The sequence below is a fragment of the Elusimicrobiales bacterium genome, assembly GCA_041651175.1.
In the GTDB taxonomy this organism is placed as follows: Bacteria; Elusimicrobiota; Elusimicrobia; order Elusimicrobiales; family Elusimicrobiaceae; genus JAQTYB01.
In genome coordinates, this window is the sequence record JBAZJT010000040.1 from 1 (window position 1) to 6,579 (window position 6,579).

Annotated in this window: 5 protein-coding genes; all 5 read right to left on the reverse strand. The window is 54.2% G+C overall.

Going from position 1 to position 6,579, the window contains the following annotated elements; genetic code table 11:
• Positions 1–2,464 (reverse strand): RHS repeat-associated core domain-containing protein (locus WC421_11600; GenBank protein ID MFA5162871.1); only part of this gene is annotated, 2,464 nt, incomplete at its 3' end.
• Between the two features lie 47 nt (positions 2,465–2,511).
• Positions 2,512–2,910 (reverse strand): cytochrome c oxidase assembly factor Coa1 family protein, encoded by a 399-nt coding sequence (locus WC421_11605; GenBank protein ID MFA5162872.1) that lies wholly within the window; start codon positions 2,908–2,910, stop codon positions 2,512–2,514.
• 20 nt (positions 2,911–2,930) lie between these two features.
• A complete protein-coding gene (locus WC421_11610; GenBank protein ID MFA5162873.1) occupies positions 2,931–4,553 on the reverse strand; it encodes an RHS repeat-associated core domain-containing protein in 1,623 nt (540 codons plus the stop codon).
• A 17-nt stretch (positions 4,554–4,570) separates the two neighbouring features.
• Complete coding sequence (locus tag WC421_11615; GenBank protein MFA5162874.1) at positions 4,571–5,092, reverse strand: hypothetical protein; 522 nt, start codon at positions 5,090–5,092, stop codon at positions 4,571–4,573.
• A gap of 14 nt (positions 5,093–5,106) precedes the next feature.
• Positions 5,107–6,579, reverse strand: a 1,473-nt coding sequence (locus tag WC421_11620) for an RHS repeat-associated core domain-containing protein (protein ID MFA5162875.1), incomplete at its 5' end; no start/stop codon positions are given.

Genomic DNA, 6,579 nt, shown 5'->3' on the forward strand with positions numbered 1-6,579 from the left:
TTTGTCCCTGCGATTCGCCCATATCCACCCAACCCCAAGGGGTTGAAAGTGTTCCTGACGGATCCAGCATCATTATCGGATTGCTATTGGCATATATGTAATCCGCTCGTTGCATTACCGGGTCTTTTTGGATGAAACGGCCGGTGTCGGGGGCGTAGTATCTGGCGCGGTAATAGAACAGGCCGGTTTCGGCGTCCCATTCCCGGGCGGTGTAGCTGTAAAGACTGCCCGTCTGCGACCAACTGCTTGTGCTGCCGGTTACCTCGTTTCTGAACACGGGCTTGCCATAGGCCTGATATTGCGCGCGCTCAACTACGGTTCCCGTCTGGTCGGCGATGGCGATTATGCTGCCAAGGCCGTCGGCAAGGAGGTAATAATCGCTTGCGCCTTTTTTTAACATCAGTGGCTCGTCCGTGCCGGGGCCGTGCGTGTAGGTCGCCTTCAACGCGCCGGCGGCGTCGGTTACAAATGCGATGTCCTCGCCGTCGTAGATGTAGTGCTGCGCCCGGATTGTCTCGCCGTTGTGCGTTATCGTTTTTGCTATGCGGCGGCCTGTCGCGTCGTAGCGGAGCGTCTCGCTGTAGCCCGACGGCAGGTTTACTTGCGTAAGGCGATTTTGGCTGTCGTAAACATAGGTTGTCTGCGCGTTGTCGGATGCGCGCGTTTTTGCCGTCAGGTTGCCGTTGTTGTCGTAATTGTAGGTATGGAGCGAATCGCTATTCAGACGGTTTGCCGCGTCATAGGCGTAACCGGAGCGCACGGCGTCGCTTGTGCGGTTGCCCACCGCATCGTAGGCGAAGGTCTCGGACTGCGTCGTCAGCGCGCCGCTGGACGGGTGGACCGCGCTTGTCAGGCGGTGCAGGTCGTCATAGCCGAAAGTGTGCGCCCCGAAATCGTCAGCCATGGTCGCGCGGTTGCCGGCATTGTCGTATGTGTAGCCAACCTGCGCGATTACCGCGTTATCGGTTTTGCGGCGGTAGGTTATTGACGCGAGCTGGTTCGCGGCGTCATAAGCATATTCCGCCGCTACCGCCGCGCCCATGTCCATGCGCGTTCTGCGGCCTGCCGCGTCGTAGGTGAATTGGAACTGCGTCCCGCCGGGCGCGGTTATCGTTACGGGACGGTTCAGCGCGTCGTAACTGTAGCTCCATGTGTAGCCGGAGGCCGTCATCGCCAGCCGGTTGCCGGCGGCGTCGTATGTGTAGGTGAACGCGCCGCCCAGGTTTGCAATTTTGTCCTGCGCGCTTGTTGCCGTTACCCTTCCCACCGCGTCATAGCCGAATTGCAGCTTTGTTTGCGGACCCTCCACCGTTGTCAGGTTGCCCGCAAGGTCGTATGCATAAGTTGTCTGCCCGTCGGGGGCGGTGGCGGATGTCAGACGGCCGATAATATCGTAGCCGAATGCGAAACTGCTGCCGTTTGCGTCGGCCGCCGCGTTAATCCGTCCCGCCGCGTCATAGCCGTAGCTCGCCGCATGGCTTAACGGGTCGGTTACGGCGAACAGACGGCCCTGCGCGTCGTAGGCGAAACCCGTCGCGTGATTGGCGGCGTCCGTTAGCGAAACAAGCCGCTTTGCGCCCGTCTCAAAACCGCCCGGCTCGTAGCCGTAGCGCGTTACCCCGCCGATGGCGTCGGTAACCGTGTCAACCGTGTTGTCCGGGTTGTAGGCGAACGCGACCGCCTTGCCCGCCGGGTCCGTCATGCGCGTTACGCGGCCTATAACGTCATAGGCGAAACCGGAATTGCGGTTCAGCGCGTCGGTTACGGATGTTGCATTGCCATAGCCGTCCCGCCCGATTGTTACCGCATGGCCCAGCGGGTCGGTTATCGCCAGCGGCAGCCCGCGCGCGTTATTGGTTATATCGGTTGACTGCCCCGCCGCGTCGGTGATGCGCGACAGGTTGCCGTTTCCGTCGTACGAAAAATGCGCGGTGTTGCCCTTCGCGTCGGCGTAATAGCTGATGTTGCCGGACGAAGGGTCGTAGCCGATGTTTACCCGGTTATTGAGCGGGTCCGTCGCGGCGGTCAGCCGGTTTTTCGCATCCCACGCATAGCCGCGGACATTGCCGGCGGGATCGGTAACCTGAACCGGATTGTTCGCCGAATCGTAGGCGAACAGCGTCTTGCCGCCCGCGCCGTCAACCGTGTACGCCCGCCGGAAATGGCCGTTGGACTTGTTCCACCGCACCACCTCTTTGCCGCCCAGCGGCGGCGTGATGCGGGTTTCGCCCTCGCCGGTCTGGTCGTCTACGATATATTCATAGGTGTATGTCCCCCGCGGCCCGGTTTTGGAGCTTAAATAATACCGCTGCGGGAAATACCACGCCGAAAACGCCGCCCGGTCCACGAAATAATAGCCGGACGCCGCCGGCGCAAGCGGCGCCAGATACACCTTGTCCGCCGGAGCCGCCGCACCCGCCAGCAGCGCGCACCGGTCCGCCGCCGAGCCATATTTCAGTAGCATCTTTCTATCCAAATTAAAAACCCTTTCCGTATAAAAATTTATAAAGTTTATCTCCTTGGCATATCAACCACTCGAATGTTAACTGGTAACACAAGAAAATTCCCATCCGGACGCAGTAGATATGCATCTTCTACCCTCCATACAGACCCTGCCTTTGTTAAATGAACGTGCACTATAGCTGTTTTTTGGGTACCGATTGTTTTTATAAAGAGATTGGCATTCCCGTCTATTGAAGACTTTATAATTGAGGAATGCTTATGAAGAGACAATGAACAGTCTCTTATCTCTCCCAATTCGGAATTTACGAGTGGATTATTGTGGATGTATCCAACTGCAAGTTTATATTCATCCGACATCACTACACTTTGATGAACTAATATTCCTAGCGGTATTAACAGAGCTAGTGTTATCAATACGATGCGAATATTTTTTGAGATGCTTTTCATAATTCTCTCCCATGTTCAGCTTACTCTAGGATAACTTCCCCTCCAACAGCTACTCCTGCGTTAATTTTAAATGAATCACTAATCCCAGGTTCAAATGAGAAAGGCTCGCTGTACTCTTTAAACTTTGGATATGCAAAAGGACGGAAATAAACTCCTCTCTTAAGAGTCCCCCCCAAAGATAAAAACCCAAGCCCTGCATCTGCCTGACCAAAAATCCCTAAACCAACCCTGCGTGAAATGCAGTCATCAGAATCAGGACTTCTGCCCTTCGGATTTATTAATAGTCCGCCACCCAAGCCAACTCCAACTTTACCAATAATGAATCCTTTCCCGTTTGGATTAACACCAAATGTGATTCCTCCTCCCATACCTAAATACCCTTCAATAGTTACCGAGAATAAACCATATGAATCTTTTAAGTTGTAGGGGTTGTTTCTCGCATACGCATACAAATTTGTGTCTCCGCCGTTGAAGCCTATGGGGTCTTTTTGGATGAATCTGCCGGTGTCGGGGGCGTAGTATCTGGCGCGGTAATAGAACAGGCCGGTTTCGGCGTCCCATTCCCGGGCGGTGTAGCTGTAAAGACTGCCCGTCTGCGACCAACTGCTTGTGCTGCCGGTTACCTCGTTTCTGAACACGGGCCTGCCATAAGCCTGATATTGCGCGCGCTCTGCGATGTTCCCGGACTGGTCGGCGATGGCTATTATGCTGCCAAGGCCGTCGGCAAGGAGGTAATAATCGCTTGCGCCTTTTCTTAACATCAGCGGCTCGTCGGTGCCGGGACCGTGCGTATACAGGCTTTTCAACGCGCCGTCCGCGCCGGTTACAAATGCGATGTCCTCGCCGTCGTAGATGTAATGCTGTTCGCGAATTGTTTCGCCGTTGTGCGTTATCGTTTTTGCTATGCGGCGGCCTGTCGCGTCGTAGCGGAGGATCTCGCTGTAGCCCGACGGCAGGTTTACTTGCGTAAGGCGGTTCTGCGCGTCGTAGATGTATGCGGTCTGCGCGTTGTCCGATGTTCGCGTTTTTGCCGTCAGGTTGCCGTTGTTGTCGTATGCGTAAGTATACTGACTGTCGCTGTTCAGACGGTTCGCCGCGTCATAGGCGTAACCGGAGCGCACGGCGTCGCTTGTGCGGTTGCCCACCGCGTCGTAGGCGAAGGTCTCGGACTGCACGCTCAGCGCGCCGCTGGACGGGTGTACCGCGCTTGTCAGACGGTGCAGGTCGTCATAAGCGAAACCGTGGCTGCCGAAATCGTCAGCCATGGTTGCGCGGTTGCCGGCATTGTCGTAAGTGTAGCCGACGCTGGCGATAACCGCATTGTCGGTTTTCCGGCGGTAAATTATTCCGGTAAGCTGATTGGCGGCGTCATAAGCATATTCCGCCGCTACCGCCGTACTCATATCCATGCGCGTTCTGCGGCCTGCGGCGTCGTAGGTGAATTGGAACTGCGTCCCGCCGGGCGCGGTTATCGTTACGGGACGGTTGAGGCTGTCGTACCCGTACGCGAACGATATCGTTTTGCCGGCGGGATATTGCATGGAGGTTAACCGTCCGGCAATATCGGAGGCATAGCGGGACGCCCGACTTAACGGATCCGTTCTTTTTATCGCCGATAATCGCTTGCGCCTAATGCCTTTCATTCCCTTTTCTGTTTCCGTCACTCTAATAAACCATTTAGAATTTCTTCGAACTTGGGATTTTTTTGAATTGTATGTATCTCTAAAGTCTCACCATCATGCCCCATTTCGAACACTAGGGCAAACTGCTTTAAAAAAACAGAAGAGTAAAATGAATAAGCATCTCCTCTAAAAAAACTAATAAGCCGTTGCCTGAAATTTTTTCTAATATCATCAACACAGTTCTTGGCTATTGCTAAAACGTCACTGGATATAGTATCGGTAATAACAAAAAATAATGGGGTTCCAAATGACCATTTCCACAACCGCTGGATTAGGTCATCTGCCCCAGATACATTTACTTCAATGATTCCAATTTGCCAATTTTTATAGGAATTGTATTCAACTGTTTGAAACACTTTGGATTTTAAATCACTCGGCAACTGAGACAAAAACAACACTTTTCCTTTTGTAGTACACAACCTTTGAAAAGTGTGTATCAATTTTTCGGCTTTTTGTTGTGACATTTCTTGCATAAAACCACTTATTGTTATCGTTTTCATAGTGATCTCCTGTTTTAGAGTCCACCATCCCGTGGCCTATGTAGGTTCATATCAGGCCACCGATGATAATGCAATCCCCGTTTATCCGTATCCAATCTAAAAGTAGGTTTCCCTTCAGTATTTCTAATCTGAAATATTCTTGTTCCTTTTCGTCCCTCGACTACCGTTTGTGGTATTCCAGCCGCTTTTAGGATTTGGCTAGCCATTAACGCTGAAGAAAGTATTGTTGCTGTTTTGTCTGAAGTGCACGGGGTCCATAATGAAGCCAAAAGGCCACCAAGACCATATCCAAGCACATCCAAACCTGTAGATTTGTTGTATTGATCAGCATACCATTCTGCGCTTTTTTGCCCTTGCGCTTCACCCATATCAATCCATCCCCATGGTGTAGTTAGGGTTCCCATGGGGTCAACATTGACCACTGGATTGCCGTTAGTATATGCGTAATCTGGATGATACCCAACCGGGTCTTTTTGGATGAATCTGCCTATGTCGGGGGCGTAGTATCTGGCGCGGTAATAGAACAGGCCGGTTTCGGCGTCCCATTCCCGGGCGGTGTAGCTGTAAAGACTGCTCGTCTGCGACCAGGCGCTTGTGCTGGCGGTTATTTCGTTTCTGAACACGGGCTTGCCGTAGGCTTGGTATTGCGCGCGCTCTGCGATGTTCCCGGTCTGGTCGGCGATGGCGATTATGCTGCCAAGGCCGTCCGCCAGCAAATAATAATCGCTTGCTCCCTTGCGCAACATCAGCGGCTCGTCCGTGCCGGGGCCGTGCGTGTATATCGCCTTCAGCGCGCCGTCCGCGCCGGTTACAAATGCGATGTCCTCGCCGTCGTAGATGTAGTGCTGCTCCCGGATTGTCTCGCCGTTGCGGGTTACCGTTTTTGCTATCCGGCGGCCTGTTGCGTCGTAGCGGAGCGTCTCGCTGTAGCCCGACGGCAGGTTTACTTGCGTAAGGCGATTTTGGCTGTCGTAAACATAGGTTGTCTGCGCGTTGTCGGATGCGCGCGTTTTTGCCGTCAGGTTGCCGTTGTTGTCGTAATTGTAGGTATGGAGCGAATCGCTATTCAGACGGTTCGCCGCGTCATAGGCGTAACCGGAGCGCACGGCGTCGCTTGTGCGGTTGCCCACCGCATCGTAGGCGAAGGTCTCGGACTGCGTCGTCAGCGCGCCGCTGGACGGGTGTACCGCGCTTGTCAGACGGTGCAGGTCGTCATAAGCGAATCCGTGGCTGCCGAAATCGTCAGCCATGGTTGCGCGGTTGCCGGCGTTGTCGTATGTGTAGCCGACGCTGGCGATAACCGCATTGTCGGTTTTGCGGCGGTAGGTTATTCCGGTAAGCTGATTGGCGGCGTCGTAAACATATTCCGCCGCTACCGCCGCGCCCATGTCCATGCGCGTTCTGCGGCCTGCGGCGTCGTAGGTGAATTGGAACTGCGTCCCGCCGGGCGCGGTTATCGTTACGGGGCGGTTCAGCGCGTCGTAACT